Raw genomic sequence first — 26,812 nt, 5'->3', positions numbered from 1 at the left:
GGTCAGGGGCCTGGGGGGAGGAAGGTGCGCTCATCGCGCCCACAAATAGGCGGGCCCGCGCCCGATGGCAATTTGCTCGGCTTGGGTTTAGGAGGCCCTTTGCAAAATCCGCATCGGACGTGTTTCTAAACGAAGTTTAAGAACGCGTTCAGTCGGCGGTAACGCCTGCCGTCTATGGAAAGCGCGGCAATCGGAAGCAGGGTTTCCAAGAGGGTTAGGTGATGGGCAAGCAGTTCTTCGGCACCGATGGCATTCGCGGCCGCACCAACCAGGGCGCGATGACCGCAGCCATGGCAATGAAAGTCGGCCAGGCGGCCGGCACCCGCTTCCTCCGCGGCACGCACCGCCACCGCGTGGTCATCGGCAAGGACACCCGCCTGTCGGGCTACATGCTGGAGAACGCGATGGTCGCGGGCTTTACCAGCGTGGGCATGGACGTGGTGCTGCTGGGTCCGATGCCCACCCCCGCCGTCGCCCTGCTGACACGCGAACTGCGCGCCGACGTGGGCGTGATGATCTCGGCCAGCCACAACCCCTATGAGGACAACGGCATCAAGCTGTTCGGCCCCGACGGGTTCAAGCTTTCTGACGAAGACGAGCTGGCGATCGAGGCGATGCTGGGCCAGGATCTTGCGCTTGCCGCCTCGCCCGAGATCGGCCGCGCCCGCCGCATCGACGATGCGCGCGGCCGCTACATCCACGCGGTGAAGGGATCGTTGCCTTCGACGGTGCGGCTGGACGGCCTGAAGATCGCGGTCGATTGCGCCAATGGCGCGGCCTATCAGGTCGCCCCTTCCGCCTTCTGGGAACTGGGCGCGGAGATCGTCGCCGTGGGGGTGACCCCCAACGGCAAGAACATCAACGAGCGCTGCGGCTCTACCCATGTCGAGTTGTTGCAGGAAACTGTGGTGTCCTCCGGCGCGGACATCGGTATCGCGCTGGACGGTGACGCCGACCGGCTGATTGTGGTCGACGAAAAAGGCCAGGCCGTCGACGGTGACCAGATCATGGCGCTGATCGGCAGCCAGTTCGCCGCGCAGGGCATCCTGCGCGGCGGCGGCGTGGTGGCGACGGTGATGTCGAACCTGGGGCTGGAGCGATACCTGAACGGGCTTGGCCTGAACCTGGAACGTACGGCCGTAGGGGATCGCCACGTTCTGGAGCGCATGCGCAGCGGCGGTTACAACGTCGGCGGCGAACAGTCCGGCCACATGATCCTGCTGGACCATGCGACAACCGGCGACGGCACCGTGGCGGCGCTTCAGGTACTTTCGGCGCTTGTCCAGTCGGGCAAGCGGGCAAGCGAACTGCTCCACCTGTTCGACCCTGTGCCTCAGCTTCTGCGCAACGTTCGTTTCTCGGGCGGGAAACCGCTGGAGGCGGACAGCGTCAAGGCGGTGATCGCCGATGCCGAGGCTTCGCTGGCGGGGCGCGGGCGGCTGGTGATCCGCCCCTCGGGCACCGAGCCGGTCATCCGCGTGATGGCCGAGGGCGACGATGGCAGCGAGGTCGAGGCGGTCGTCGCGTCGATCTGCGACGCGGTGGCGGAGGCAGCGGCGTAATGGCTCTCGAAATGCGCCCCGACTGCGAACGCTGCGGCGTTGACCTTCCCGCCGAGGCCCCCGGCGCCTTCATATGCAGCTTCGAATGCACCTTCTGCGCGACCTGCGCCGACGATGTCGACGACATGTGCCCCAACTGCGGAGGCGAACTCGTCGACCGACCGACACGGGCGCGCAGGCATCAGGATTCGGCCCCGCCTTCGAAACTGCGCCGCTTCAAGGCCTGACCCTGCGCCCGGCCTTTCGACAGGCTCGGGACCAGCGGGGCAGGGCCGGGATAAATGCAGGAACGATGAATCCGCTCATCCTGCGCCCGTCGAAGGATGTCCGTGCGTGCGCCATCTCGACTCGCCATGCCGTAAGCGGGTAGAGGGCTGGGATGAATCAGGCTCCTCGCATCCTTTCCATCGCCGGCTCCGACAGTTCGGGCGGCGCCGGTATCCAGGCCGACATCAAGACCGTGACGCTGCTGGGCGGCTACGCGATGACCGCGATCACCGCGATCACCGCGCAGAACACCAAGGGCGTGACGGCGGTGGAAACCCTGTCGGCAGCAATCGTCGCGGCGCAGATCGATGCCTGCATCAGCGACATCGGCGTCGACGCTGTCAAGATCGGCATGCTGGGCAGCGCCGAGATCGCCCACATGGTTGCCGACCGGCTGGCCGGCCTTGGCGTGCCGGTGATCTTCGACCCGGTGATGGTCTCCACCGCAGGCTCGGTGCTGGCGGACGCGGATACGGTTGCCGCTTTCGAGCGGCTCATGGCAATCGCCTGCCTCACCACCCCCAATGTCGACGAACTGGCGGCGCTGGGCGGCGACGAGGTGCTGATGGCCAAGGGTATCGGCTATATCGCCAAGGGCGGCGACGCTCCGGGCGAGACGGTGATCGACCGGCTGGTCCTGCCCGGCCAGGAGCCGCAGATATGGACCGCCCCGCGTATCGAGACGCGCCACACCCACGGCACCGGCTGCACCCTGTCGAGCGCGATCGCGACGTTCCTGGGGCAGGGCGCTCCGCTGACCGAGGCGATCGAGGATGCGCGCGACTTCGTGCGCGCGGCCCTGCTGGCAGCACCCGGCTTTGGCGAAGGCCACGGCCCGATGGGGCATCACGCCGTCCGCTAGGCTGCCAGCCCCTCCCCGCGAACGGAGAGGGGGAGGAAGGCCTCAGTCGACGTCGAGTTCGTAGAACTTGCTGATGTGGTCCCAGCCTTCCTCGGCCGTTTCGCACCAGTGGAACAGGTCGAGGTCGCCCGGGTTGATCGTGCCTTCCTCGGCGAGGGCCTCGAAATTGATCACCCGCTCCCAGAATTCGCGGCCGTAGAGCAGGATCGGGATCGGCTTCATCTTGCCGGTCTGGATCAGCGTAAGCAGTTCGAAGAACTCGTCGAACGTGCCGAACCCGCCGGGGAACACCGCCACAGCGCGGGCGCGCAGCAGGAAGTGCATCTTGCGCAGCGCGAAGTAGTGGAACTGGAACGAGAGGCGCGGCGTGACATAGCGGTTGGGCGCCTGCTCATGTGGCAGCACGATGTTGAGGCCCAGCGATTCCGCGCCTACGTCTGCGGCGCCGCGGTTGGCCGCTTCCATGATCGAGGGGCCGCCGCCTGAGCAGACCACGAACTGGCGCATGCCCTTCTCGACGATCGCACGGCTGCTGGCGAGGCGGGCGAGCTTGCGCGCCTCGTCATAGTATTTCGCCTTGTCGGCGAGGTTTCCTGCGACCTTCTTCTGATAATCGGTGGCAGCCGTCTGAATCAGCGCCTCGGCCTTTTCGGGCGACGGAATGCGTGCGGAGCCGTACATCACCAGGGTCGAGCCGATATTGGCTTCCTCCAGCAGCATTTCGGGTTTGAGCAGCTCAAGCTGGAAACGCACCGGGCGCAGTTCATCGCGCAGCAGGAAATCGGTGTCGCGGAAGGCCAGCTGGTAAGCGGGGTGGCCGGTCTGGATCGTTTCGGCCTGCTGTTCGGCGAAACCCGCCTCCTGCTCAGCCTTGTAGAAACGGCGCTGGGTGAGGTCTTTGTCTTCTTCTTCGGTCATTGGAACTCCATGGCCCGGCGCCTTTGCGCCGCCGGGCAGAGATAGGGACGCACCCGGCTGCATGGTATTGCAGGGGCGCGAACAGACTGTAGGCTTGCGGTGATGACTATCGGGCAAACCCTAACGCGCAGACGCGCGCTTGTGAATCTTGGCGCCGGGCTTTGCGTGCTGCCTGCCCTCGGGGCTTTCGCACGCACGGCGCCGACGCCGGTTTCAGGGAATATGGTTCGCCCGCCGCGACTGCGCAATGGCGACGTGCTCGGACTGGTAGCGCCGGCGGGTTTCATCGCCGACCGTTTCGGGCTGGACGAGATCGCGGCGACCGTGCGGGCGATGGGGCTGGAGCCGCGCTTCGCCCCGCATCTCACCGCGCGGGAGGGCTATCTGGCGGGCTCTGACGAGGCGCGCGCGCGTGATCTCATGACGATGTTCGCGGACGATACGGTACGCGGGTTGATGGCGGTGCGCGGCGGCTGGGGTTCGGCGCGGCTGCTGCCCCACCTCGATTTTGCGAGCATCGCCCGCAAGCCCAAGCTGTTCGCCGGTTTCAGCGACAATACTGCGCTTTGTCTGGCACTGGCGAGGGCCGGGGTGGTTTCGATCCATGGTCCCAACGCGGCCGCCTCGTGGCCGCCCTCGGCATGGGAGGCATTCCGGCAGGTCGCTTTCGAAGGCGCCATGCCGACCTATTCGGCCACGGCCTATTCCGGGCCGAATCTGGGCGGGCGGGTTTCACCGATCAAGACTTTCCATGGCGGCAAGGCGCGTGGGCGCCTGCTCGGGGGCAACCTTGCGGTGTTCGCCGCGCTGGTGGGGACGCCGTGGCTGCCGGACTTCGACGGGGCGATTCTGTTCCTGGAGGAGACCAACGAATCCGAGTACCGTATCGACCGGATGCTCACGCAACTGGCGCTGGCGGGCATTCTGGAGAAGGTCGCAGGGGTGGTGTTCGGCCAGTGCACCCACTGCGAGAATCCCGACGGCGGGTTTTCCAACTTCACCGTCTACGAAGTGCTCGACCGGCGATTCGCCGCTCTCGGCGTGCCGGCCTTCCAAGGGGCGATGATCGGGCATGTGGCGGGGCAGATCAGCATCCCGGTCGGCGCCATGGCCGAGATCGACGCCGATGCCGGCACCATCCGGCTGCTCGAACCGGCGGTGAACTGAGCCTTCAGGCCGCCGCCGAAGCTTCCTTGCCGCCGCTCAGGCCATAGCGGGCGACGAGATCGTCGAAGCGATCGGCAGGTAGCGCCTCGATGAATTCCAGCCCGGCGCCGTGGGCATTGGCCCAGGCGACGAAAGCCAGCGAAGGACGGCAGCCGGGGAGCGAAATGGTAACCATTTCGTCGATCTCCAGCGGCCCCACCCCCTCCACACGGGCACCGAAGGGGGTGAGGTCCTTGAGCATGACCGTGCTGCTGGCGATGTCGCGGCGAAAGCGGGCCATCATCTCCACCTCCTCGCGCGGGAAAATGCGTTCGCTCGGCTCTTCGGCGAATGGCTGAGGGGCAGGACAGGGGGCGGCTTGCAAGATGGCCCGGTGGGGCGATGGTCTGTTCATCCAGCAAATCCTTCGGCGGAATTAACCAGTTTCATTGAGGGCGCAGGATAACCTGCGAATCCTTGCCGGGCCCACTTGAATCACCCTGCGTATTTCTCCCGATTCGCGGGTTCGCCGGCGGGCTTTCGCAGTTCCCGGGCGTGGTAAAAATGCAAAGGATTGCAAAATGACCTGTGGCGCCAAGGCATCGCTATGGGTCTGAATCCGAAAAAACGGCGGAAATCAGAGGGACACAAGGGGGGTGAAGCGATGAGCCGTTACCGCCAACAACCCTTTCTTAACCATTGTTTGTGCAGAAAATACGTGTTGATACAGGGGTTCCTATGCGCATCGATGCCAGACATCTGCTCGACCGACTGGGCAAAAATGATTTTGCCTACAAGGAATTCGAGGATCGTTTCACCGAGTTGGAGCTTTGGCCGATTCTCGAAGCCTTGCTGCGCGACCCGCGCTTGCAGGCGATCGATGCGGTCGAAACCGCCGCGCCGGAACCCGTTGTCAGCGAGGCCGTCGGAACGCATGCGCCCGAACCGCTGAACGCCCTGTTCAGCCGCTACGGCCGCGAACCGGCTGCTCCCTCCGACGCTGCTGCCGAGCGGCGCGGTGTACAGACGCAGGACGTGCGCGCGATGCTGCGCCACTTGTCCGATCTCGGCTCGCGGGGAGAAATCTGATGGCCGTCATCGTCTGCCATGGCCTCAAGGGCGGGGCTGGTATCACTTTCGCCGCCGCGCATCTGGCCATGACCCTGTCCGAAGCCGGAGCCGAGGTAACGGTCCTTTCCGTCGCCCAGCGCGATACCCTGCCGCTTCACTTCGGGCTGCAGCCGGCGCTGACGCTGCCGTCGCTGTTCGCTCCGGCCGAGGATGCCGTGCTGGCCAGCGGGATCAACCTTCGCAGCCATATCAAGGCGGTCGACGACGCGGACTTCGTACCCACGCTGCACGATCTCGGCTATCTCGAACCTGGCCCCGACCGCGTCATGGTGATCGACGTGCCCGCCAGCGAATTCGCTTTCGCCCGCCGCATCATCCCCCATTCCAGCGCGAACCTGTGCGTCCTCAACGCCGCGCCCGACACGCTTGCCCTGCTTCCCCAGGTCCTGGACGAATCCAGCGCCCAGACGATCGCGCGCACCACTTTCGCGATCAACGCGCTCGACGAGACGCGCCGCCTTTCGCGCCACAGCGCCGCCTTCATCCGCGAACTGGTCGGCCCGCGCCTGATCGGCCGCATCCGTCTGGACGAAGCCGTGCCCGAGGCGATCGCCATGCTCCAGCCGCTGGCCCGCTATGCGCCTTCCAGCGCCGCACTGGCTGACGTTCGCGCCATCGGCGCCGCAATGGTTCCCGCGCTCGAAACGGCGGGCCGTCCCTGGGTGGCCCGCGGCGAGCTTGCCGCTCCTTCGTCGAGCCGCGCCGCATGATCGCACGGCTCACTTCGAACCGGGCTTTCCGTTACCTTGCCATCGTGCCGATCGTGCTGATCGCGGCGCTGGTGATCGGCGTGCCGCTGGACGGGGCCTCGCAGTGGGCCTGCGCTGGCGTCACCATGTTCGGGGCGCTGATCCTCAAGCGCTGGAAGGGCCGCAAGGGCGCCCTCGCGCTTGGCCTGCTGGCGATCATGGTGTCGACCCGCTACATCTTCTGGCGCACCACCCAGACGCTGGCCTTCAACACCTTCCCCGAATTCATGTTCGGCGGCATGCTGTACCTGGCCGAGCTTTACGCCTGGGTCATCCTGCTGCTGGGCTTCCTGCAGACCAGCTGGCCGCTCGACCGCCCGGTCATCGAGCCCGAGGGCGAGCCGGACACCTGGCCCACCGTCGACATCTACATCCCGACCTACAACGAGAGCCTCGAGATCGTGCGCAACACGGTCTTCGCCGCGCAGGACCTCGACTATCCGATCGACCGCTACCGCGTGTTCATTCTCGATGACGGCAAGCGCGCAGAATTCCGCGCCTTCGCCAAGGAAGCGGGCTGCGGCTACATCACCCGCGACAACAACCTGCACGCCAAGGCGGGCAACCTCAACGCGGCGATGAAGAAGACCGACGGCGAACTGATCGCGATCTTCGATTGCGATCACGTGCCGACCCGCGCCTTCCTTCAGCTGGTTGTCGGCTGGTTCCAGAAGGACCCGCGCCTGGCGCTGATCCAGACCCCGCACCACATGTATTCTCCCGATCCGGTGCAGCGCAACCTGGCCTCGACCATGGGCGACATGCCGGGCGAGGGCGACCTGTTCTACGGTGCCGTGCAGGGCGGCAACGACCTGTGGAACGCGACTTTCTTCTGCGGTTCCTGCGCGATCATCCGCCGCGAGGCGCTGATGGAAACCAACGGCTTCGCGGGCGAGACCGTGACCGAGGATGCGCACACCGCCTTGAAGCTGCAGCGCACCGGCTGGAACACCGCCTATATCAGCGCGCGCCTGTCCGCCGGTCTGGCGACAGAGCGTCTCGTCCTCCACGTCGGCCAGCGCATCCGCTGGGCGCGCGGCATGACGCAAATCCTGCGCATCGACAACCCGCTGATGGGCCGCGGCCTGACCTGGCAGCAGCGCCTTTGCTACCTCAACGCGATGCTGCACTTCCAGTATCCGCTGCCGCGCATCGTGTTCCTGACCAGCCCGCTGGCCTACCTCATCTTCGGGCAGAACATCGTCCAGGCCTCGGCCTCGCTGATCTTCGCCTACGCCATGCCGCACCTGTTCTGCTCGTCGGTCGCCAACGAGCGTACGCAGGGCGGAGAGCGCCGTCCGTACTGGGGTGAAGTCTACGAAACGATCCTGGCCTTCCACCTGGTCAAGCCCACGGTCATGACCTGGTTCCAGCCGCGCAAGGGCAAGTTCAACGTCACCGACAAGGGCTCGCTGCTCGACAAGACCTATTTCGACTGGGAAGTGGTGAAGCCGCACCTGATCTGCATCGGCCTCGTCGTTGCCGGCATCGCCATGGCGGTCGTGAAATGGGCGTTCTTCCCCTATCTGTTCAACATTCAGACGGATACGCTGGTGTTGAACGTCGCCTGGGCCACTTTCAGCCTCATCATCCTGCTGGCCGCCGTCTCGGTCGCCCGCGAGACGCGCCAGGCCCGTGTCGACATTCGCATTCCGGTCGACCTGCCGGTGACCGCCTACCTCCATTCGGGCCATGCCGTGCCCGCCCGTACCATCGACATCTCGATGGGCGGCGCGGCGCTGGCTCTCCCCGCCGAATTGCCGACCAAGGACCGCACCGTGCGCCACATCACGCTGGCCATGGGTGACGAAGTGCTGTCGATCCCGGTGGAGACGATGCGCACGGATGCGGAAAACGCCTACGTGCGCTTCGAAAAGCTCGACATTCTTGCCGGGCGTCACCTTGTCCGCGCCGTCATGGGCCGCGCCGATGCGTGGCAGCCGGCTGCGCCTTACAAGCAGGTTTCCAGCCTGCGCTCGCTTGCAGATATTATCCGGGTGGACATGGTCACTTTGAAGCGCATTCTTGGGCTGAACTTCGCTGAACGCCGCGCCTCGCGCAGCTTCGACCTTGCAAGGAAGAAAGCCGCCGCCGAAGAGGCCAAGCAGGCCAAGGCCGCTGACAAGGTGGCTGACAAGGCAGGCCGCAAGTCGTTGGTGCCCTTCGCCAAGGCGGCGGCGATTGCCGGCGCGGTGGTGATCGGTGCTGCCGGCCTGTTCCTTGGCACGACAGAAGTCCACGCCCAGCCTGCCCGCGCCGCTGCTGCCGCGCCCGCCGCTGCCGCTCCTTCGGGCGGTGTGGCCGAGCGGCTGACCCTCAAGGACCTGCGCCTCACCCGCCCGATCCGTCTGCAGGGCACGCGCGGCGAGATCGGCATTCCCTTCGGCATGCGCCAGGACCGTGTCGTCACCGGCGCCGTGCTGCGCCTGCAGCTGGCATGGTCGCCGGCGATGCTCGACGATCTGAGTCAGATGGTGGTGATCGTGAACGGCGAGGTCGTCCAGACCATCCCTCTGACCCGCGCGAATTCGGCTGGCCAGGTGATCGACGTGCCGGTGAACCCGGCGCTGTTCCTGCCCGGCGACAACCAGCTCAACCTGCGCCTGATCGGCCACTACGCCCGCGACTGCGAGGACCCGTTCCATTCCTCGCTGTGGGCGAATGTCAGCAACGTGCGCTCGTGGTTCGATTTCAACTACCAGCCGCTCCCTTACGGCCCCGACCTGTCGCGCCTGCCGCTGCCCTTCTTCGACAAGGGACAGAACGTGCCGCTGCGCATGCCCTTCGTCTTTGCCGGTCAGCCGCGCAGTGGTGAACTGCAGGCGGCTGCGGCCACGGCCAGCTGGCTGGGCGCTCAGGCCAGCTACCGCGGCTTCTCGTTCAAGCCGGTGGTCGGATCGATTCCGCGCGGCAACGCGGTGGTCTTCCTCAAGGGCGGTCAGTCGATCCCCGGCCTCGATATTCCGGGACCTTCGGGCGCCTCGGCCGCTGCCGTGCGCAACCCCAACGATCCCAACGGTACGCTGCTGGTCATCATGGGCCGAAACGACGACGAACTGCGCACCGCTGCCGCCGCTATCGCCCTTGGACGCGGTGTCTTCGGCGGGCAGCGCATGTCCTTCGACGGCGTGCGCATCCCCGCCTGGCCGCGCTACGGCGCACTGCGCTGGCTCTCCACCGAAAAGCCGGTCCAGCTCGGCTCGATCATGGAGCCTTATGCACTGCAGGGCATGGGCATCCCGCCCGGCCCGCTTTCGGCGCGCTTCCGTGTATCGCCCGACCTGTTCTTCTGGCCGCGCGAAGGCGGCAAGCTGAACCTCACCTACCGTTACCCGATCGCGCAGTGGCTCGATCGCCGGGCCTCGCGCCTCGACGTCTCGATCAACGGCCAGTACCTCAAGACCCTGCCGCTCGGCGCCCGTTGGTGGAGCGAGCTGTTCGGTGCCTCGGGGGCCAAGAGCTTCGATTCCGACGCGTCGGTGGTCCTCCCTCGTTACAACCTGTTCGGCCAGAACGAGTTGACGATGGACTACAACCTGATCATCGCCGACAAGAAGAAGTGCACCGGCACCCTGCCTGACAACGTGCGCGTCTCGATCGATCCGACCAGCACGATCGACCTCACCAGCGCCTATCACGCGATCATGATGCCGGACCTTGCGACATTCGCGGGCGCCGGTTTCCCCTTCACTGCCAGCCCGGACCTTGCCCAGACCACCGTGGTCGTCGCGCAGAACCCGTCGATGGCTTCGGTGGAGGCTTTCCTGACGCTGATGGGCCGTTTCGGCGACTCGACGGGCGTGCCGGTGACGGCAGTGACGGTTACCTCGACGATCGATCCCGACCAGCTTTCGTCGCAGGACGTCCTCGTCGTCGGCGGCACCGGCCTTGCAGGCGCGGATATGTTCGCAGGCGCCCCGGTGCGCTGGGAAAACGGCCGCCTGCGCGTGGCGGAGCGGTCCTCGCTCCAGTACGTGACCTCGCTGTTTGGCGGTTCGCAGGAGAATGACCCGATGGTCGCCGCCCCGCTCGTCTACGACGCGCGCGGTTTCTCGGGCATCGTCAGCTTCCGTTCGCCCTATGCCTCCGATCGCACCGTGGTTGCGCTGCTGGCCGACGATGGCAACGCGCTGCCCGCGCTCGTCGACGGCCTGACCGACGCCAAGATCAACGCATCGATCCAGGGCGACCTTGCCGTCACCAGCGGCGACGGCATGACCAGCTTCGCGATCAGCGAGCGGTACTGGGTCGGCTCGCTCCCGATCTGGATGAAGCTTGCGTACTGGACCAGCCAGCACCCGATGCTGCTGGGCCTGTTCACGCTGGTGCTGGCAGTCATCCTCGCCGGCCCCGCCTACCTCTATTTCCGCCGACAGGCACATAAGCGCCTCGGCCGCCAGGACGACCACGCATGACCGATCCCATGACGTCGAAGCGCTCTTCTAGCCCGGTCACGAGGCTGGGCCTGGGGTTGCTGCTTTCGACCGCCGTTACCGGATTGGCGCCGGTGGCCATGCCGGCGGCACAGGCGCAGAGCGCCGGTGTCGATGCGCTGGTCAAGCAGGCCCAGTACTGGCGTTCGAAGGGGCGTGAGGACCTGGCCCAGCAGGCGCTGCGCCGCGCCCGTGCGCTCGATCCGAACAACCCCGCGCTCAAGGGTGCGGCGGCTGCGCCCCAGCCTGCGGCCAAGCCCGCGACGGCCCCCAGGCCTGCCGCGCCGAAAGCGGCTGCGGCAAAGCCCAAGGCCGCGCCCGCCCCGGCCCCTGCGAAAGTTGCCGCCGCCACGCCGCGCCCTGCCGCGCCCAAGCCGGCGGCTGCGGCGCCTGCTCCCGTTTCCGCCGCAGACCGCGCCGGCCGTGCCCGCGTATCGGGTTTCGATGCGCTGGAAGATGGCAATCTGGCTTCCGCCGCCTCGCAGTTCCAGCGCGCGCTTGGCGTCAATCGCCGCGATCCCGATGCGCTGGGCGGTCTTGGCCTTGTGCGCCTGCGCGAAGGCAGCTTCGCCGAAGCCGCGAGCCTGCTTGAGCAGGCCTCGCAGGCCGGCAAGGCCAGCCAGTGGGCCGAAGGGCTCGCCTCGGCACGCTTCTTCGCCGGGGTCGAGGAGACCCGCACGCTGGTCGGCCAGAACCGTCTTGCCGATGCCCAGGCGAAAGCCGAAGGCCTTGTGCGGTCGGGCTACAAGGAACCCGGCCCCGCGCTGGAAATCCTCGCCGACGTCTACGAGAAGCAGGGCCGCTATGCCGACGCGGCCGACCTCTACCGTCAGGCCAGCAATGGTGGCAGCGCGGCGGACGACAAGCGCCTGCAACTGCGCGCCGCGCGCGGCCGGGCACTGGCCGCAGCCGAAAGCGGCGACGATCTGGGCGCCACGCGTGAGTTCCAGAACGGCCTCGTGCTCGACCCGACCGACCCTTGGATCCGCTACGAATTCGCGGAATTCCAGATCAAGCGCGGGCGCCTGCCGGAAGCCGAATCGCTGCTGCGCTCGCTCACCGCGAATGGCCAGCCGGACTCGCTCTATGCCGCCGCCCTGCTCAGCAATGACATGGGCCGGGTGGCCGATGCCGACCGCCTGATCTCGATGATTCCGGAGGCACAGCGCACCGCGCCGATGCGCAGTCTGGCGATCAGCGTGAAGACCGATTCGGCGATCGCCCGCGCCCGCTCCATGGCGGCGACGGGGCAGCAGGGGCAGGCGGTTTCGGCGCTGCGCCAGCTGGGTGCGATGGCCTCGGTGCCTGCCGGCAAGCAGGCATCCGTCGCCAACGCCCTGTTCGACCTTGGCGATACCCAGGGCGCCGCGCAGGTTGCGGAGACGGCGATGAACGGCCGGATCGACAATATCGCCGACTACGAAGGCCTGATCGGTGTGCTTGCGCGCTCTGGCCGGGATGACCTTGCCCAGCTGGCGCTCCAGCGGGCCGGGCAACTGGCGGGCACTTCGGCTGACGGCCAGCGCGCCTATGCCCGCATCAGCGCGGGGCTGATGGTCAGCCAGGCCGATGCCGCGCGCACCGGCGGCCGCTATGCCGAGAGCTTCGACATCCTCCAGCAGGCCTATTCGGCCGCGCCGGACAATACCGAGATACTCTCCGGCCTTGCGCGTCTTTACCAGACCGGCGGCATGCCCGCGAAGGCGGCGCAGAGCTACCAGCTCGTCCTGGCCCGCAAGCCGGGTGACAAGGACGCGCTGCTGGGGCTTGCAGCCACCGCGCAGGCGGCCGGCGACGGCGACCTCTCCAAGCAGGCGCAGCGTCAGGTCCTGCAGTCTTACGGGCAGGATTACCGCGTGCGTATGGCGCTTGCCGATGTCGAGCGTTCGCGCGGCAACGAGCGTGCGGCGGTGAGCTTCCTCAAGGAAGCGCGTGAACTCTATGCCCGTCAGGGCGGCGCGGGAACGGCGATGGGCGGCAACCCCTTCGCCAACGCCAGCGTGGCCGGTCCGGGCAGCGCCAACCCGTTCCGAGGTCAGCCGCAGGCCGCCGCGCCGCAGGTGAACCCCTTCGCACTGGGCGGCGGCACCCGCCTGCCGACCGCCTATCCGCAGGCTTCGGCGGACCCTTCCGGCTACGGCTACGCCGCGCCTCAGGGCAACTTCGCCGCCGCCGCGCCTGCACCTCAGGGCGGTTTTGGCGGCTATACCGGTCAGCAGACTTCCTTCGCCGCACCGGACCGCTATTCCTCCCCGACGACCGCCACCGCGCCTGCGCAGGCATGGGGCGCATCGGCATCGCCGATGTCCGGCGCCGCCACCGGTTTCGGCGCTCCGCAGGTTCCCGTCGCGTATGCCGGTGATCCGGTGATGACCCAGATCCAGTCGCAGATCGACCAGCTGGCGCAGGACAGCGGCCCGCGCGTCGACGTGCAGACCGCCTACCGCGCCCGCTCGGGCGAGACCGGGCTGTCCCAGCTCGACGAGATCAAGGGGTCTGCCAAAGTCTCGACCGGCGCCCTGCGCGGCCGCGTCTTCGTCAAGGCGGAAGCCACGGTGGTCGATGCCGGCAAGCCCAGCGGCTCGGGCCTTGCCCGCTTTGGCCGCAACGGCACGCCCGAAGCACAGGGCATCGTCGCGGCGGAACCCTCGGCGCTGGTCAATGCTGACAGCCAGCAGGCCTCGGGCGTTGCCTTCTCGGCAGGATACGAGAGCGATTCCGTCCAGCTTGAGGCCGGCACCACGCCGGTCGGCATGGGCAAGACCAAGTTTGCGGGCCGCCTTGCCGTCTCGCCCGAACTCAGCCCCGGCCTGCGCGCCACCGCCTTTGCGGAACGCAAGCCGGTCACCGATTCGGTCGTCTCCTATGCCGGCACCCGCGATCCCGTCACGGGCGAGCGCTGGGGCCAGGTCATGCGCGACGGTGCAGGCGCGGGCATGTCCTATGACGAGAACGGCAGCGGCGTGTACGGCGAAGGCCGCTATTACCGCTTCCGGGGCACCAACGTGGCCAAGAACGACGGTTTCGAGGCCAATGTCGGCGGCTATCTGCGCGCCTACAAGGGCCAGCACTCGGCGGTTACCGTGGGCCTGAACGTCAATTACCAGGGCTACGACAAGAGCCAGAATTACTTCACTTTCGGCAATGGCGGCTACTTCAGCCCCGACAGCTTCATCTCGGTGGGCTTCCCGGTGAACTACACGATGCAGGATGAGCGCTGGGACGCTTCCGCCTCGTTCACGCCGGGCTTCCAGAGCTACAAGGAAAACGAGAGCCCGCTCTACCCGACGGACCTTATCGCCCAGGCGCAGCTGGACAACCTCAAGACGCTCAACGACGACGTGCGTTCGAACTACGATAGCCTGAGCAAGACCGGCTTCGCCCTCTCCGCGCAGGGTTCGCTCTATTACAAGATCACGCCCGGCACGCGCATCGGCGGCGACATGAGCTATAATACCTTCGGCAGTTACGACGAATTCCGCAGCATGCTTGGCGTGCGGCAGAGCTTCGGGAGCAACAAGTAAATGAAGATGCAGGCCTTTCCTCAATCGCGGCAAGGTGCCGGCGAAACCGCAGTCGGCGGGCTTGCGCTGATGGCCATGTCGATGGCGGCCGAAATCTGCGAGGGTGTGCCCGAAGCGCAGGCGCGCGGGTTCTTCCTGGCGATCGGTCGGCGCATGGCCGACCTGGAGCCGCTGGAAGGCGTCAACGACGCCTCGGTACTCTGCGCGCGGATCAATACGTTCTGGCAAGCGCTGGACTGGGGCGAGATCGAACTGGCGGTCGGCAAGGACGCGATCATCGTGCGTCACCGCGACCTGCCCAGCAAGATCGCGCCGGACCCCCAGGGACACTGGGCTGCGATGCTGCTCGGCGTGCTGGAAGGCGCCTATGACAACTGGTTCAGGGTGCTGGGCAGCGGCCCGGCGCTGCGCACCACGGCCGAGTGGAAGGGGGACACGCTCGAGCTTCGCCATGGTCGCTGAAAAGAACATGCATGTGCCCAAGGTATCCTTGCCCGTGGATCGCCGTACTTTCTCGCTGGGAATGCTGATGGCCTTGACCGCAGCCTGCAACACCGGCGCCAGCCAGGGCCGGGCGCAGGCCGTTACCGACGGTTTCTGGACCGCGTGGCGCGACCGCTTCGTTTCGCCCGAAGGCCGGGTGGTGGACACCGGCAACGGCGGCATCAGCCATTCCGAAGGCCAGAGCTACGGCATGATCCTTGCCCTGCGCGCAGGGGACCGCGATGCGTTCGAGCGTATTGCGAAGTGGACGCAGGACACTCTGGGCCGTCAGGACATGGCGCTGCATTCCTGGCGCTACGACCCGCGCGAGGCGATCCGCGTCTCCGATCCCAACAACGCCACCGACGGCGATCTCGTCATTGCCTGGGCGCTGGCGCTGGCCGGGGAACGCTGGCAGCGCTCCGACTGGACCAGGCGGGCGCAGGAAGTGCGGGAGGCGATCCACATGCACTGCGTGGAGCAGCGCCATGGCCGCAGCCTGCTGCTGCCCGGCGTGGTCGGCTTTGCCGAACCCGCGCAGGTGCTGGTGAACCCTTCCTACTTCGTATGGCCCGCGCTCGATCATTTCGTGAAGATGGACGGCGGTTCCACCTGGGACCCGGTGATCCGCGACTGCGAGGCGATCACCCGGCTGGCGCGTTTCGGCCCGCACCATCTGCCTTGCGACTGGGTTTCGGTCACCGGTAAGAACGACGTCGCGCCTGCGCCCGGCAAGCCGCCGCGCTTCGGCTACGATGCGATCCGCGTGCCGCTGTATGCGGTGGTCGGCGGACGGGCGGGGCTGGTCGAGCCGGTCGCCGAATGGTGGCGTACGTGCCTTTCGCAGCACCGCCCGATCCCCGCGTGGATCGACGTGGTGACGGGTGAGGAGGCGAACTACCCCCTCTCCAGCGGCGGGGCGGCGATCGCCGGCCGTATGATCGCTACACCGGCACCTCCGGCGCTGGATACGGATTACTTCTCCGCATCGCTGCAGATGCTGGCTCGGCTGTAGAAACGAATTCCTCCCCGAGCCTGTCTCGGGGAGAGATTTTTGGTCAGCGTTTCGCGCTGATCGAGAGCAGGCCGAACAGACTCAGCAGCGCCGCGCCCGAGATATAGAGCCCCACGAACAGCACGCCGCCGCTGTCTGCCAGTCCCTGTGCGATGGCAGGCGCGAAGCCGCCGCCGAAGATGCCGCCCACGTTGAAGGCGATCGAAGCCCCGGTGTAGCGCACGCGCGGCTCGAACAGGCGGGGCAGCAGTTCGGCGAGCGGGCCGTAGACCAGCCCCATCGTGAACAGCGCAAGGCACAGGAACGCGCCGATCATCCAAAGCGATCCGGCCGCGAACATCAGCCCCATGATCACGCCGACGACAATCGCGCAGAAACACCCGACGATGAGCACGCTGCGCGAACTGCGGCGATCCGCCGCATAGCCCGAGATCAGGATGCCCACCGCCATGAACAGGATGGCGAAAAGCTGGACGCCCAGGAAGGTCTGCCGGTCGTACCCCAGCGTGCCGGTCCCGTAGCCCAGCGCGAAAGTGGTCGCGAGGTAGTAGATCGCGAAACAGGCGATGACCGCGAAAGTGCCGGCCACGGTTTCGCGCAGGTGCGTGCGGAAAAGCTCGACCACGGGGATGGAGCGGTGGTGGTTATCATCGGCGGCCGCGACGAAAGTCGCGGTCTCGCCCAGACGGAAACGGATCCACAGGCCCAGGCCGACCAGCACCGAACTGAGCAGGAAGGGGATGCGCCAGCCCCAGCTTGCGAAATCCTCTTCGCTGAGCGTCGCGCTGATGATGAGGAACAACCCGTTGGCGGCCAGGAAGCCGACCGGAGCGCCCAACTGCGGGAACATGCCGAAGCGGGCCGCATAACCCGGCGGTGCATTCTCGACTGCCAGCAGCGCCGCTCCGCCCCACTCGCCGCCAAGGCCAAGCCCCTGTGCAAAGCGCATCGTGCACAGCAGTAGCGGAGCCAGCCAGCCCACCTGCTGGTAAGTCGGCAGGAAACCGATCAGCACGGTCGCGCCGCCCATCAGCAGCAGCGAGGCGACCAGCGTCGACTTGCGGCCCACGCGGTCGCCGAAGTGGCCGAACAGGGCCGCACCCACGGGGCGGGCGATGAAGGCGATGGCGAAGCTGGCATAGGCAGCCAGATGCTGGACGGTGATGGAATCGGCCGGGAAGAACAGTGGCCCGAAGACCAGCGCCGCAGCGGTCGCGTAGATGTAGAAGTCATAGAACTCGACTGCGGTGCCCACGAGGCTGGCGGTGAGCACACGCGCGTTCTGGCGGTAGACGTTCACGGCTCAGGCCCCCTCGTTGCGTTGTCGATCCGGGCACTCCCCTAACCGGCTCCGCAGGGATTGGCGAGGCCTTGCATGAGCGCTTTTGGGCCGCAGCGCCTGCCTGCCCGTGGTCGACCAGTTCGTCGCCGGGATAGGGTGCGGGTCATGCCGCGCCAGCGAACGGCTGATGCTGGGCTGGCTAAGGCCAAGCACGACGGCGGTGCCGCCACCGCTCTGAACTTGCGCAACAATTTATGACGTTTGCGCCGTAGCGCTTCGCGGCGGACGCGCCGCTGCGGGATTTGCCTTGCGCATCATACCAGCTTGGCCCGATATGCCGGGCAGAAGGACGGGCGACCGAAAATGACGCGCCGCCAATTCAGGCAAATACCATGACAAGCGCTACCCTCCGTCCCCACGGCCTCTCCAAATCCCGCATCACCGCCTTCGAACAATGTCCCAAGCGCCTCTGGCTGGGCGTTCATCGGCCCGAAGCCGCGCAATACGACGATGGCGCGCAGGCTCGCTTCGATGCTGGGCATTTCGTGGGAGAAGTGGCCTGTTCGCTCCACCCCGAAGGCAGGATGATCGAGGCTGAGCCGGACTTGTCCGCCGCCCTGGCCGAAACCGCGCGGCTGATCGGCGAGGGGCATCCCGGACCGCTGTTCGAGGCGACCTTCCAGCACGGCAGCGTGCTGATCCGCGCCGACATCCTCGAACGCACGGCAAAGGACGGCGGCTGGACGCTGGCCGAAGTGAAGAGTTCTGCGCGGGCGAAGGACTATCACCTTGGCGATATCGCCACGCAGGTATGGGTTATGGAAGGCGCCGGGCTGCGCATCGACGGCGCAGCGGTGCGGCATATCGACACCGGCTTCGTGCTGGAGCGGGAAGGCGATTATGCTGGCCTGTTCGCCGACGATGACCTGCTTGGCCCCGCGCGCAAGATCGCGGCGGCGCGCCCCGCACTGGTCGAGCAGGCCCGCGCGGTGCTCGCCGGTGAGGAGCCGGTGCGCGAACCGGGGCCGCACTGCGCCGACCCTTTCGCCTGCGAGTTCACCGCCTACTGTTCACGTGGTCTTCCGCCGGGGCCGGAGTGGCCGGTCACAGTGCTGCCAAACGGTGCCTGGAAGAAATGGGCCCGGCAGGGCGTGACCGACCTTCTCGACCTCGACGAGATGACCATGACCAAGCCGCGCGAGGCGATGATCGTCGCCGCCACCCGAACCGGAATCCCGTTCCACGACGGCGAGGGCGCGCGCGCAGCTATGGCCGAATGGTCGTACCCCCGCGCCTGGCTCGATTTCGAGACGATCTCTGCAGCCGTGCCGCGCTGGCTGGGGATGCGGCCCTATCAGCAGGTTCCCTTCCAGTTCTCGCTGCATCTGGAACAGGCGGACGGCACGATCACCCATCACGAATTCCTGCAATGCGACGGCTCCGACCCGCGCGGACCCTGTGCGCAGGCGCTGGTCGATGCGATCCCGGCAGGCGCCACGGTGATCGCCTATAATGCCGGGTTCGAGCGCGGGGTACTGCGGGCCCTGGCCGCGCACGTGCCGAAACACGGTGCCGCCCTGCTGGCCATGGCCGAGCGTACCGTCGATCTGCTGCCGGTCGCCCGCAAGCACTGGTATCACCGCGACCAGCGCGGTTCGTGGTCGATCAAGGCCCTGCTCCCGACGATCGCCGACCTGGATTACGCCAGTCTGGAGGTGAAGGACGGCGGCATGGCGCAAGACAGCTTCCTGGAGGCCGTCGACCCCGGAACCACGCTTGAACGCCGCTGGGCGCTGGAGGAAGCGCTGAAAGCCTACTGCATGCGCGATACCTGGGCGATGGTGCTGGTGGCGCGCCGGCTGGCGGGCGCAGGGTAACGGTCCTGCGACGGACGCATTCGTTATCAACGCATTGTTTCGTGGCCCCGCTTTTTTATGCGCGGGGGTCGTATAGAGAGAAACAGTCGGTCGACTGCTGAATTTTCGGTTCATCATTTGGCGATGCGAGGGCGATTTCACCTCTCGGGTCCGGGGGCACGGACTGTAGCGATTCGGTCTGAAGTACTTTGAGAGCGCGATGGCGGAAAATTCATGTTGGGGCCTGGGCAGCGGGAATGTCCAAGCCTCCGGGGCGCAGCAGGAATACTGGTTTTCACTCAGGCTGCGGGTCGATTCCGCGGCCCAGCTCTGGCAGGCGGCGGCTTTGCGCTGCCTCAGCCAGGCCGACCTGAGCCAGGACGAGGTCGAGGACCTGATCGGCCCGGCCGGCGATCCTTCCATTGCCGACTGCCTGATGGTCCTGGCCCTGCCTGAGCGTCTGCCCGGCTGTACCAGGCTGGATACCGCGCTGCAGCCCGCCCAGTTGTTGCAGGACAATGGGCAGGCCGACTGCGAAGCCACCGAAGCACTCGGCCGGGGATAGCTGCGGAGCTTGCGACAGGTTCGGCTGGGATAGCGGGGTGCGACTGGGCCCCGCTCCGTACGCTCAGTCCGCCTTCGGGGCCGCCAGCGCGACGAGGCCGGAAGCGGACAGGCGGATACCGTTCACACCCAGCATGATGTCGGTGCCGTCGGTCACCACGTCGTTGACCACGCCGATCGAATTGATCGTAGTGTCGAGGCTCGACCCGCTCGCATCCTTCGCGTCGATCGACAGGGTATAGGCGCCTGCCGGTGCCTTGCTGCCGTCCGTCATGGTGCCATCCCATTCGTAGGAGCCCTGCGCCTCGGGATCGAGGTTGACGGTGGCTACGGTGGCGCCCAGCGAATCCTTGACGGTCGCTGTGATCGAACCGGGCGTGCCGTTGACGTAGTAGGTCCAGCGCGCGGGGGTGTTGGTATCGAGGCCCGCCACGGGCGAATCGAAGCGTGCCTCGCGGCCGATGTAGCTCGATGCCTGCGCCATCTGCTGCGAGAGAAGCTGGCTGAGGATATTGCCGAGCGCGCCGGTCTGCTGGATCGACTGTTCCACCTGTGAATACTGGACCAGCTGGGCAGTATATTCCGAGGTGTCCATCGGATCGAGCGGGTCCTGGTTCGTCATCTGCGTTGTCAGCAGCTTGAGGAACAGGTTGTAGTCCGTCAGCAGGCCCGAAGTCGACGCGGCGGTGGTCGCACTCGTCGTGCTCTTGGTCGAGGCGGTGTCGGTAACCGTCGTCATGTTCGCGCTGCCTTATGCCATGAGATCGACATGGCCGCTGCCCCGCAGCGACCTGTGGATGGGAATTTCATCGCCGCTACCGGCAAAATCGGAGGCGCCGCCATAATCGGGGGCCTGTGCCTGCGTACGCTGGCCTTGCCGGGACTGGCCGCCTGAACCGCCGCCGGCGCTGCTGTCGAAGCGCAGCGATTGCGGGTCCGAGCGCACGCCGGCGTCCGTTAGCGCGCGGCTAAGGTCGGCGCTCTCGCGGCGCAGCATGTCGAGCGTGGCGGGGCTGTCCGTCGAAACCACCGCCCGCAGGACGCCGTCGTTGTCGAACGACATGCGCACGTCGATGCGGCCCATGTGGCGTGGGTCGATGCGGATCAGAAGGTCGCGTGCCCCGCCATCCTGGGTGTCGTCCTGCCCGCCGCCGAGAGCCCGGGCGATGCTGACACCCACGTCCGCGCCGAAGCGGCCCTCGCGTAGGGCGACGGTGGCGCTGGTCATCTCTGCCTGCGCGGGGGCGTAGGGAAGCGCGGCATGGCGGGTGTTCACGGTTTCCAGCGTCTGGGAAAATAGCGGGGCGGAGACGCGGGCCTCGGGCGTGGGAGAGGTATTAGCCGGTCCGCCGTCTGCGGGGGCGGGTGTGTCGCCATGGGTGCGAGTGGTCGCCGTTTCAGGCGCCGCGTGGGTGCGTGCGGCCTGATCCGGGGCGGCGTGTTCCGCCGGTTTGGCCGCTGTCTCATGCGGCGTGGCGGTGATGGTCGGAGCAACTTCAGATCCGGCCGGTGTGGGGGCCGAAGTCGCCGCCGGAGACGCTGCCGGAGACGCAAGCGGCTGCGGCGGCACGGCGGGCGTGGTCGCAGGCTGAGGGGTATCCTGGAGTCCGGTCGGGAGGGGCATGAGGACGGGGGCATCCTCGTGCTTAGCGCGGCGAGGCTCCTGGATTTCGGTATCCTCCGGTGCCTCGGATGCAGTCACGGGAGCTTTGGGCGCGGCAATGGCGACCTCTGCAGTGCTTTGGGGCAGCGGTGGCACGTGAGGTTGAGGCTTTGCCGCTGCCTCATCAGCGGGGACCGGCTGGGACGGATTGGGAACATTTTCCGGCGCTACGGGGCTGGGGGCTGTCAGCGACGGCGCAGGGCTGGGCATGTCAACAACGGGCGCAGGAAGAGCCGTCTCGTCGGCTGGCGCATGCTTCGGTGCAGGCGTGGGGGCCGTAGTTCGGGCTTGGCCAGAAGTGGTGGTCTGCAGGGCCACCTTAGCGGCATTTTCCAGTGCGGCACCGAAAGAGCCTTCCGCTGACCCCTCGCCGCCAGCTGCCGCGCGCGGGGGCACCGCTTCGGCTGCCGCGAGCGTCTTGATCGGGGAAAGGGAGATCGCGGGAACGGCCATCAAGTCTATCATAGAGCGATCGGCCTCCATGTGGTCGCGCGGGGCGGTCTTGCTGTTCGAGAATGTGTCATTCAGCGTCGATCCCCGTCAGGGCAGGTTGACGCGAAGGCAGGCCCGTCAGTTGACCGCGCCGAGACTGCGCAGGCGCGCGCGAGGATGGATTTCGTTCTGCGAGAGGACCACCGTGGCGGGCCGCACGCGCTCGATGATCGAGCGCACGAAGGGACGCAGTGCCGGGCTGGTCAGGAGGCACGGAATCTCGCCCTGTCCGGCGAGGCGGTCGTACGTCTCGCGCACGGCCGCGATGAAGGCCTGCAACTGAGAGGGCGCCATCGCCAGATGCCGGTCGTCGCCCTGACCGATGATCGCCTCGCCGAAGGCCTCATCCCACACCGGGCCCAGTGAAACGATCGGAATCGTCCCGTCCAGCGTGTGCTGCGCGGAAATCTGCCGGGCAAGGCGGGCGCGGACATGCTCGCTTACCTGGGTGAGGTTGGAAGTCACCGCGCAGGCCTCGGCGATGCCTTCGAGGATCGTGGGCAAATCGCGGATCGAGACGCCCTCGCCCAGCAGGTTCTGCAGAACCCGCTGCACGCCGGAAATCGAGATGCGCGAGGGGACCAGCTCGGCGATCAGCTTGGCGGATTCCTTGTGGACCTCGTCCAGCAGCTTCTGCGTTTCAGTGTACGAGAGCAGGTCGGCGATGTTGTCCTTGACGATTTCGGTCAGGTGGGTGGTCACCACGGTGCCGCAATCGACCACGGTCAGGCCCCGGAAGCCAGCCTCCTGCCGCATCTCGCGTTCGATCCACAGGGCGGGCAGCTGGAAAACCGGCTCCCTGGTCGCTTCGCCGCGCAGGCCCGTGTCGCCGCCGCCCGCATTGATGACGAGCAGTTTGCCGATGCGCAGTTCGCCGCGCGCGATCTCGGTTTCCTTGACGTAGACCACGTATTCGTTGGCCTGCAACGCCATGTTGTCGAGGATGCGCACCGATGGCAGGACGAAGCCGTAGTCGATCGCCATCTGGCGGCGCAGCGCACGCACCTGATCGTCGAGGCGCGGTTCGGCCACGGCATCGTTGATGAGGGGGAGCAACCCGTAGCCCAGTTCGATGCGCAGCGCGTCGATCGCAAGCGTGCGCGAGATCGGTTCCTCCGCCTGCGCGGCGGACTGGCGGGCCTGTTCGGCCGCGTGTTCCACCCGCGCGGTGGCGGCCTCGCCTTCGGCCTTCTTGGTCATCGTCCAGGCGAGCCATCCGCACAGGCCGCCGAACACCGCGAAAGGCAGGAACGGCAGGCCGGGCACCAGCGCCAGCGATCCCATCAGCGCGCCCGCTATGCCGAACGCCTTGGGGTAGCGGCCCAGCTGGTCGCCCAGCGCCGCGCCGGTCTTGCCGACGACGCCGCCCTTGGACACCAGCAGGCCCGCCGCCGTCGAGACGATCAGCGCCGGGATCTGGCTGACCAGTCCGTCGCCCACGGTGAGGAGGGTGTAGGTGGTGAAGGCCTGCCCGAACGGCACACCGTGGATCGCCACGCCCACGATCAGGCCCACCACGATATTGATCGCGGTGATCAGCAGTGCCGCGACGGCATCGCCCTTCACGAACTTCGAGGCGCCGTCCATCGCGCCGTAGAAGCCGCTTTCCGCTTCGATCTCGGCGCGGCGTTCGCGGGCCTGCACTTCGGTGATGGTGCCGGCGTTGAGATCGGCGTCGATCGCCATCTGCTTGCCGGGCATGGCATCGAGGCTGAAACGCGCCGCCACTTCGGCGATGCGGCCCGCGCCCTTGGTGATGACCACGAAGTTGATGACGATCAGAATCGCGAAGATGGTCAGGCCGATGACCGTCTCGCCGCCCATCAGGAATTCGCCGAAGGCCGCGATCACGCCGCCCGCCGCCTGATGCCCCTCGTGCCCGTGGCCCAGAATCAGGCGGGTCGAGGCGAGGTTCAGGCCAAGGCGCAGCATCGTCACGATCAGCAGGATCGTGGGGAAGCTGGATAGCTGGAGCGGCTTTTCGATGAACAGCGCCGTCATCAGGATCAGCACCGAGGCAGTGATCGAGAGCGCCAGCCCCATGTCGAGCAGCCAACCCGGCATCGGCAGAATGAGCATCGCGATGATCGCGCCCACGCCCAGCGCCAGCGCCAGATCGCGCCCCGGCCCAAGCCGGGCGAGGATCGGGGCGATCCTGCCGGAAAGCAGGTCTTTCATGGGTTCGTTCGGGGCGGAGGCCATGGTTTAGGACGAGGCCCCGTCGACGCCCAGGCGCTCAAGGCACGGCGCCGCTTCAGGGTTGCATGCAGGCATGAAAGGTTCAGGCCCCGGCCGCGATTTCGTGGCGCACTGCGCCGCCGGCCAGCGAGGGCGTCACCGCCATCCCGTCGGCCAGGAAACTGCGCAGCTTGTTGCGCATGGTCCGCACCGAAATGCCCAGCATCACTGCGGCCGCGCTGCGGTTGCCGTCACAGTGGCGCAGTGTCTGCAGGATCAGCTCACGCTCGACGTCGGCGATGTTCTGCCCGACCAGCCCGGAGACCGAAGCGGGGACTGACTGCAAATCGCGGCGGTCACCGCGCAGCCGTGCCAGCACGTCCTTGAGGTTCACCGCAAGGTCCACCACCACGACATCGCCGTCCGGCTCCTCGCCCGGCTCGGCCCATGCTTCGAGGGCTGCGGGGCCTGCCGTCTCCACGCCGATCCGCGCGGCGGACCCACGCACCATCTCGGTCGCCAGCCCCACCGCGTCGCCCAGTTCGCCCACGAGCATGAGACGGGTGGTCATCATCCTTCCTTGCGGATGATTTCGGTGAGCGTGATCCCCAGCGTGCTGTCGATCAGCACCACTTCGCCGCGCGCGATCAGGCGGTTGTTGACGAAGATGTCGACCGGCTCACCCACACGGCGGTCCAGTTCCACCACCATGCCGGGCTTGAGCCGCAGCAGGTCGCCGATGTCCATGCGCGAGCGGCCCAGTACTGCCTGCACTTTCACCGGCACGTCGAACACGGCCTGGAGATCGTCGGGCGAGGGCGGCGCCGAAGGGCGCGGCGGCAGCGAGGTTGTGCCAAGGCCTGCGGCCGCATCGCCGGCGGCGTCGTCTTCGGGCAAATGCACGGGGGCGAGCTGCCGGGTCTCTGGCTCGTCGCTCATCGGATACCTTTCACGTGTTCATCCACTGGCGGATTACGGAGGCGGATTCGGCTGGATTAGCCGAAATCGTGTCGCCGATGCGCCGCAGCGCGGAGAGTTTTATCCGCCCGTCGACATGGGCGAGCGCCACTTCCTGATCGAGCAGCCCGCCCGCTTCGAGCGAACCTTCCTCGCCGGGTTCAAGCTGGGCATAAGTCACCCCGCCGGCCAGATCGCGGCGCTCGTCGTCGTCGAGGCGCTCGCCGGGAGGCGGCAGCAATGCCGGGGCATTGGGGCGGCGAAGCATACGGATGGCGAACAGCACGATGCCGCCCACCAGCAGGATCTTCAGAACGTCGAGAATACGGTCCACGGTCAGGCCGAAGGGCAGTCCGCCATCGATCCCGTCAAGGTCGCCGGGCGCGGCGAAGGGCATGTTCTCCACCACCACGCTGTCGCCGCGCTGGCCGTCGTAGCCGACCGCGTTTTCGACCAGGCGCTGGAGCCGTTCGATCTGCGGCGCGGGCAGGCCCTTTTCGCCGCCGTCTACCATCACTGCCACGGTCAGGCGCTTGATCTGGCCGGGGTTGCGCACCGCGACCTTCTGGGTGCGGCTGTTCTGGTAAGTGACGTCCTCGGAAGTCTCGTTCTGGGCTGAGCGGCGGCTGTCACCGGGCGTACCGGCGGGGGCGGCCTGATTGTCGGGAAGCTGCGTCGCGACGCTGGCGCCTTGGGCACCGGGGTCGTTTTCGTTGCTCTGGCTGCCCGATTCGACGGTGACCTGGTGCTGGATGACCTGGGCATCGGGATCGAAGGTCTCGGATTCCTCGCGGACCTGATCGCGTTCCAGCAGGGCGGCCACTTCGGCGCGGACCTTGCCGCGTCCGACGATCGGCTCGACCATCGTCTCGATCTGGTCGCGCAGGCGGGCCTCGACGGCCTTCTGGCGGTCTTCCAGGTCACTGGCGGCGCCTTCACCCTCGCCTGCGCGGGCCAGCAGCGCGCCGGTTTGGTCCACCACCGAGACGGCTTCCGGCGACAGGTCCGGCACGGCCGAGGCGACGAGGTAGCGGATCGCCTGCACCGCTTCTGCGGGCAGGCGGCCATTGGTCTTCACGGTGACGGAGGCGGTGGCCTTGCGCGCTTCGGTCTCGAACATCGCGCGCTCGGGCATGACGACGTGGACGCGGGCGCGGGTGACCCGGTCGAGGCTTTCGATCGAGCGGACCAGTTCGCCTTCGACCGCGCGCGTCTCGTTCAGGCGCGCGCGGGAGGATGAAATGCCGAACGGCTCTTCCTCGTCGAGTACTTCATAGCCGATCTTGCCGCCCAGCTGTTCGGACGCCATCGCCATGCGCAGTTCGGGCAGCTTGTCGACCGGGGCCATGATCGCCGAACCGTCCGCCGAAAGCTGGAATGGGACGCCCTGTCCCTTGAGCTTCTCGGTGATCGTGGCGGCAGCGGACGGGTCGAGGTCTGTGTAGAGATAGCCCATCGCGCTTTGCGGCGTGCGCATGGCCATCCAGCCCAGCGCCAGCAGCAGCGCAAGCGCGACACCGCCCATCGCCATGGCCCGGCGCGTACCGATCTGCCCGATGAAGTTGCGTAGCGCGTCCAAGCCCGGCCTCTAAGGTCAATGGCGTCGCGCCCCTGCGTCGCCCCCGGGCATTATAGGATAAGAACTAGGCAAGACTTGCCGGGCGATGGAAAAATCTGTCGCCCGGCGCGTGTCGCTGAAAATGGGATGGGGGCGGACAAAGCCCGCCCCC

General features: G+C 67.0%; 21 protein-coding genes. 12 read left to right on the top strand and 9 right to left on the bottom strand.

The genetic code is table 11. The features are described 5' to 3' along the window. Positions 1-221 precede the first annotated feature (221 nt). The 3 genes from glmM to thiD all read left to right on the top strand — a co-directional run bounded on the left by glmM (position 222) and on the right by thiD (position 2,691). Positions 222-1,562 carry a phosphoglucosamine mutase gene (gene glmM / locus GVL61_RS13650; RefSeq protein ID WP_159980920.1) on the top strand — a complete coding sequence of 447 codons (1,341 nt, stop codon included), beginning with the start codon at positions 222-224 and terminating at the stop codon, positions 1,560-1,562. Further along, positions 1,562-1,789: a DUF1272 domain-containing protein gene (locus tag GVL61_RS13645; RefSeq protein WP_159980918.1), complete on the top strand. Its 228-nt coding sequence runs from the start codon at positions 1,562-1,564 to the stop codon at positions 1,787-1,789. The genes glmM and GVL61_RS13645 overlap by 1 nt, the downstream gene beginning before the upstream one ends. A 152-nt stretch (positions 1,790-1,941) precedes the next feature. Next, on the top strand, positions 1,942-2,691 hold the full coding sequence (gene thiD / locus GVL61_RS13640) for a bifunctional hydroxymethylpyrimidine kinase/phosphomethylpyrimidine kinase (RefSeq protein ID WP_159980916.1): 750 nt from the start codon (positions 1,942-1,944) through the stop codon (positions 2,689-2,691). A 42-nt stretch (positions 2,692-2,733) separates the two neighbouring features. On the opposite strand, the gene GVL61_RS13635 is transcribed toward thiD, so the two are convergent. Continuing rightward, positions 2,734-3,609: an LOG family protein gene (locus tag GVL61_RS13635; protein ID WP_159980914.1), complete on the bottom strand. Its 876-nt coding sequence runs from the start codon at positions 3,607-3,609 to the stop codon at positions 2,734-2,736. A 102-nt stretch (positions 3,610-3,711) separates the two neighbouring features. Between GVL61_RS13635 and GVL61_RS13630 the strand changes: the two genes are divergently transcribed. Next, entirely contained in the window at positions 3,712-4,776 is a 1,065-nt protein-coding gene (locus tag GVL61_RS13630) for an LD-carboxypeptidase (RefSeq protein ID WP_159980912.1), read from the top strand. Between the two features lie 4 nt (positions 4,777-4,780). Here GVL61_RS13630 and GVL61_RS13625 read toward each other — a convergent pair whose 3' ends face one another. Then, positions 4,781-5,059 (bottom strand): hypothetical protein, encoded by a 279-nt coding sequence (locus GVL61_RS13625; protein ID WP_235037686.1) that lies wholly within the window; start codon positions 5,057-5,059, stop codon positions 4,781-4,783. A 434-nt stretch (positions 5,060-5,493) separates the two neighbouring features. Between GVL61_RS13625 and GVL61_RS13620 the strand changes: the two genes are divergently transcribed. Genes GVL61_RS13620 through GVL61_RS13595 form a run of 6 tightly spaced genes read left to right on the top strand, consistent with a single transcriptional unit; the run spans position 5,494 to position 16,090 of the window. Continuing rightward, complete coding sequence (locus GVL61_RS13620; protein WP_159980910.1) at positions 5,494-5,844, top strand: hypothetical protein; 351 nt, start codon at positions 5,494-5,496, stop codon at positions 5,842-5,844. Continuing rightward, complete coding sequence (locus tag GVL61_RS13615; protein WP_159980908.1) at positions 5,844-6,596, top strand: cellulose synthase operon protein YhjQ/BcsQ; 753 nt, start codon at positions 5,844-5,846, stop codon at positions 6,594-6,596. Before GVL61_RS13620 ends, GVL61_RS13615 begins: the two co-directional genes overlap by 1 nt. After that, positions 6,593-11,050: a UDP-forming cellulose synthase catalytic subunit gene (bcsA, locus tag GVL61_RS13610; protein ID WP_159980906.1), complete on the top strand. Its 4,458-nt coding sequence runs from the start codon at positions 6,593-6,595 to the stop codon at positions 11,048-11,050. The genes GVL61_RS13615 and bcsA overlap by 4 nt, the downstream gene beginning before the upstream one ends. Continuing rightward, on the top strand, positions 11,047-14,592 hold the full coding sequence (locus GVL61_RS13605; protein WP_159980904.1) for a cellulose biosynthesis protein BcsC: 3,546 nt from the start codon (positions 11,047-11,049) through the stop codon (positions 14,590-14,592). The genes bcsA and GVL61_RS13605 overlap by 4 nt, the downstream gene beginning before the upstream one ends. After that, entirely contained in the window at positions 14,593-15,054 is a 462-nt protein-coding gene (locus GVL61_RS13600; RefSeq protein WP_159980902.1) for a hypothetical protein, read from the top strand. Then, a complete protein-coding gene (locus tag GVL61_RS13595) occupies positions 15,044-16,090 on the top strand; it encodes a glycosyl hydrolase family 8 (RefSeq protein ID WP_200844892.1) in 1,047 nt (348 codons plus the stop codon). The genes GVL61_RS13600 and GVL61_RS13595 overlap by 11 nt, the downstream gene beginning before the upstream one ends. 43 nt (positions 16,091-16,133) lie before the next feature. On the opposite strand, the gene GVL61_RS13590 is transcribed toward GVL61_RS13595, so the two are convergent. After that, the gene (locus GVL61_RS13590; protein ID WP_159980900.1) at positions 16,134-17,390 is read right to left on the bottom strand and encodes an MFS transporter; all 1,257 of its coding nucleotides are present in this window, start codon (positions 17,388-17,390) and stop codon (positions 16,134-16,136) included. Positions 17,391-17,764: 374 nt separating this feature from the next. On the opposite strand from GVL61_RS13590, the gene GVL61_RS13585 reads away from it, so the two are divergent. Both GVL61_RS13585 and GVL61_RS13580 read left to right on the top strand, forming a co-directional pair. Then, positions 17,765-19,249, top strand: a complete 1,485-nt coding sequence (locus tag GVL61_RS13585) for a DUF2779 domain-containing protein (protein ID WP_159980898.1) — start codon at positions 17,765-17,767, stop codon at positions 19,247-19,249. A gap of 199 nt (positions 19,250-19,448) precedes the next feature. Further along, complete coding sequence (locus GVL61_RS13580) at positions 19,449-19,793, top strand: hypothetical protein (RefSeq protein ID WP_159980896.1); 345 nt, start codon at positions 19,449-19,451, stop codon at positions 19,791-19,793. A 63-nt stretch (positions 19,794-19,856) separates the two neighbouring features. Here GVL61_RS13580 and GVL61_RS13575 read toward each other — a convergent pair whose 3' ends face one another. The 6 genes from GVL61_RS13575 to fliF form a co-directional block, all read right to left on the bottom strand. Beyond that, positions 19,857-20,531 (bottom strand): flagellar hook assembly protein FlgD, encoded by a 675-nt coding sequence (locus tag GVL61_RS13575; RefSeq protein WP_159980894.1) that lies wholly within the window; start codon positions 20,529-20,531, stop codon positions 19,857-19,859. 12 nt (positions 20,532-20,543) lie between these two features. After that, entirely contained in the window at positions 20,544-21,416 is an 873-nt protein-coding gene (locus GVL61_RS13570; protein WP_159980892.1) for a flagellar hook-length control protein FliK, read from the bottom strand. 609 nt (positions 21,417-22,025) lie between these two features. After that, a complete protein-coding gene (gene flhA, locus GVL61_RS13565) occupies positions 22,026-24,125 on the bottom strand; it encodes a flagellar biosynthesis protein FlhA (protein ID WP_159980890.1) in 2,100 nt (699 codons plus the stop codon). Between the two features lie 103 nt (positions 24,126-24,228). Then, complete coding sequence (locus GVL61_RS13560) at positions 24,229-24,696, bottom strand: helix-turn-helix domain-containing protein (protein WP_235037685.1); 468 nt, start codon at positions 24,694-24,696, stop codon at positions 24,229-24,231. Beyond that, on the bottom strand, positions 24,696-25,064 hold the full coding sequence (gene fliN / locus GVL61_RS13555) for a flagellar motor switch protein FliN (protein WP_159980886.1): 369 nt from the start codon (positions 25,062-25,064) through the stop codon (positions 24,696-24,698). The genes GVL61_RS13560 and fliN overlap by 1 nt, the downstream gene beginning before the upstream one ends. Positions 25,065-25,074: 10 nt before the next feature. Further along, positions 25,075-26,613 (bottom strand): flagellar basal-body MS-ring/collar protein FliF, encoded by a 1,539-nt coding sequence (gene fliF / locus GVL61_RS13550; RefSeq protein ID WP_159980945.1) that lies wholly within the window; start codon positions 26,611-26,613, stop codon positions 25,075-25,077. Positions 26,614-26,812 lie beyond the last annotated feature (199 nt).

Origin of the sequence: Novosphingobium sp. 18050, assembly GCF_902706195.1 — a bacterium.
Lineage (GTDB): Bacteria > Pseudomonadota > Alphaproteobacteria > Sphingomonadales > Sphingomonadaceae > Novosphingobium.
The sequence above is the reverse complement of the archived record's forward strand: the minus strand, read 5'-3'. Positions and strand labels throughout refer to the sequence as shown.

Coding starts and splice junctions, on each gene's coding strand:
- glmM (WP_159980920.1), top strand. CDS start 222: ATGGGCAAGCAGTTCTTCGGCACCGATGGCATTCGCGGCCGCACCAAC.
- GVL61_RS13645 (WP_159980918.1), top strand. CDS start 1,562: ATGGCTCTCGAAATGCGCCCCGACTGCGAACGCTGCGGCGTTGACCTT.
- thiD (WP_159980916.1), top strand. CDS start 1,942: ATGAATCAGGCTCCTCGCATCCTTTCCATCGCCGGCTCCGACAGTTCG.
- GVL61_RS13635 (WP_159980914.1), bottom strand. CDS start 3,609: ATGACCGAAGAAGAAGACAAAGACCTCACCCAGCGCCGTTTCTACAAG.
- GVL61_RS13630 (WP_159980912.1), top strand. CDS start 3,712: ATGACTATCGGGCAAACCCTAACGCGCAGACGCGCGCTTGTGAATCTT.
- GVL61_RS13625 (WP_235037686.1), bottom strand. CDS start 5,059: ATGATGGCCCGCTTTCGCCGCGACATCGCCAGCAGCACGGTCATGCTC.
- GVL61_RS13620 (WP_159980910.1), top strand. CDS start 5,494: ATGCGCATCGATGCCAGACATCTGCTCGACCGACTGGGCAAAAATGAT.
- GVL61_RS13615 (WP_159980908.1), top strand. CDS start 5,844: ATGGCCGTCATCGTCTGCCATGGCCTCAAGGGCGGGGCTGGTATCACT.
- bcsA (WP_159980906.1), top strand. CDS start 6,593: ATGATCGCACGGCTCACTTCGAACCGGGCTTTCCGTTACCTTGCCATC.
- GVL61_RS13605 (WP_159980904.1), top strand. CDS start 11,047: ATGACCGATCCCATGACGTCGAAGCGCTCTTCTAGCCCGGTCACGAGG.
- GVL61_RS13600 (WP_159980902.1), top strand. CDS start 14,593: ATGAAGATGCAGGCCTTTCCTCAATCGCGGCAAGGTGCCGGCGAAACC.
- GVL61_RS13595 (WP_200844892.1), top strand. CDS start 15,044: ATGGTCGCTGAAAAGAACATGCATGTGCCCAAGGTATCCTTGCCCGTG.
- GVL61_RS13585 (WP_159980898.1), top strand. CDS start 17,765: ATGACAAGCGCTACCCTCCGTCCCCACGGCCTCTCCAAATCCCGCATC.
- GVL61_RS13580 (WP_159980896.1), top strand. CDS start 19,449: ATGGCGGAAAATTCATGTTGGGGCCTGGGCAGCGGGAATGTCCAAGCC.
- GVL61_RS13575 (WP_159980894.1), bottom strand. CDS start 20,531: ATGACGACGGTTACCGACACCGCCTCGACCAAGAGCACGACGAGTGCG.
- GVL61_RS13570 (WP_159980892.1), bottom strand. CDS start 21,416: ATGCCCCTCCCGACCGGACTCCAGGATACCCCTCAGCCTGCGACCACG.
- flhA (WP_159980890.1), bottom strand. CDS start 24,125: ATGAAAGACCTGCTTTCCGGCAGGATCGCCCCGATCCTCGCCCGGCTT.
- GVL61_RS13560 (WP_235037685.1), bottom strand. CDS start 24,696: ATGACCACCCGTCTCATGCTCGTGGGCGAACTGGGCGACGCGGTGGGG.
- fliN (WP_159980886.1), bottom strand. CDS start 25,064: ATGAGCGACGAGCCAGAGACCCGGCAGCTCGCCCCCGTGCATTTGCCC.
- fliF (WP_159980945.1), bottom strand. CDS start 26,613: ATGGCGATGGGCGGTGTCGCGCTTGCGCTGCTGCTGGCGCTGGGCTGG.